We start from the raw sequence: 1,440 nt of genomic DNA on the forward strand, positions 1-1,440 counted from the left end.
CCCAACCTGCTGAAACGCATGAGAAAGGCTGGCGGTGGTGGTAGGCTGAGAGTGGCCAAACCCAACTGCCCACCCGTGGAGCCAGCCCCCATGCATCCTCGTCAGCGCGCCGCGCAGCGGCAACGACAACGTGTCCTCGATTCTGTCGGCAACACGGATGCGTGCGGGTTCTTTGACCTGCTGACGGGTCCGCGAATGCTTGAGCGGATCGAGGCGTTGCTGCCGGAGCATCGCGAGCGGGTGTTTCCGCCCACCGAGACGCTGTCGATGTTTCTCGCCCAAGCGCTCTCGGCGGACGGTAGTTGCCGCCAGGCGGTCGACGAGGCGGCCGTCAAGCGGTTGCTCGCGGGCCTGCCTCCTCACAGCACCAACACCAGCGCCTACTGCCAGGCGCGGGCACGTCTGCCGAAGAGCCTGATCGCAACCCTGGCGCGCCAGACCGGCGCGATGATCGCCGCCGCCGCACCCTCCTGGTGGCACTGGCGCGGTCGCCCGGTGCGTCTGGTTGATGGCGCCACGGTGACCTTGTCCGACACCGCAGCCAATCAAGCGGCCTATCCGCAGCCGAGCGGCCAAAAAGCCGGCTTGGGGTTTCCCATCTGTCGCGTCGTGGCGCTGTTGTGCCTGGGCAGCGGCGCCTTGCTGGATGCGCTCAGCGGTCCGTGCGAAGGCAAGGGCAGCGACGAGCAGTCGTTGCTGCGCGAACTGCTCGATACCCTGCAAGAGGACGATATCTTGCTCGGCGATGCCTTCTACGCGACCTATTTCCTGCTCTGCGAGTTGGTGCGTGGTGGCGTCGACGGCCTGTTCGAACAGTACGGGGCGCGCAAGCGAAGCACCGACTTCAGTCAGGGTGAGCGACTGGGCGCGCGCGATCATCTGATCGTCCTGAGCAAGCCCAAGCGGCCTGAGTGGATGAGCCAATACGAGTACGACCAGGTCCCAGCAACGCTCACCGTGCGCGAGTTCCACGCCGGCGGCAAGATCCTGGTTACCACCTTCCTGTGCCCCAAGGAAACCCCCAAGTCGGTTCTCAAGGCCCTGTATCGCTGCCGCTGGAACATCGAGCTGGATCTGCGCAACATCAAAACCACGCTCGGCATGGAGCACCTGCGTTGCAAAAGCCCGGACATGGCCAGCAAGGAACTGTGGGTTTACGTGCTCGCCTACAATTTGATTCGCCTGCTGATGGCCCAAGCCGCCTTGCTGGCCGACCAGATCCCGCGCCAACTGAGCTTCAAGCATACCGTCCAGGTCTGGGTGGCCTGGCAGAGCCGCCACGGCGAAACCCAGGATGCGGTGTGTCTGCACGCCCTGCTGGTCCTGATCGCCGAACCACGGGTCGGCTTGCGTCGTGGCCGCATCGAGCCGCGTGCCTTGAAGCGTCGCCCGAAGAACTATCCGCTGCTGACCAAACCCAGGCGCATTGCACAGGAAGAG

At 64.7% G+C, this 1,440-nt stretch carries 1 protein-coding gene; it reads left to right on the forward strand.

Going from position 1 to position 1,440, the window contains the following annotated elements; translation table 11 throughout:
• Positions 1–90: 90 nt before the first annotated feature.
• Positions 91–1,440 (forward strand): IS4 family transposase (locus CKO27_RS23790; RefSeq protein WP_200377390.1); only part of this gene is annotated, 1,350 nt, incomplete at its 3' end.

The sequence above is a fragment of the Thiocystis violacea genome (assembly GCF_016583575.1).
Taxonomy (GTDB): domain Bacteria; phylum Pseudomonadota; class Gammaproteobacteria; order Chromatiales; family Chromatiaceae; genus Thiocystis; species Thiocystis violacea.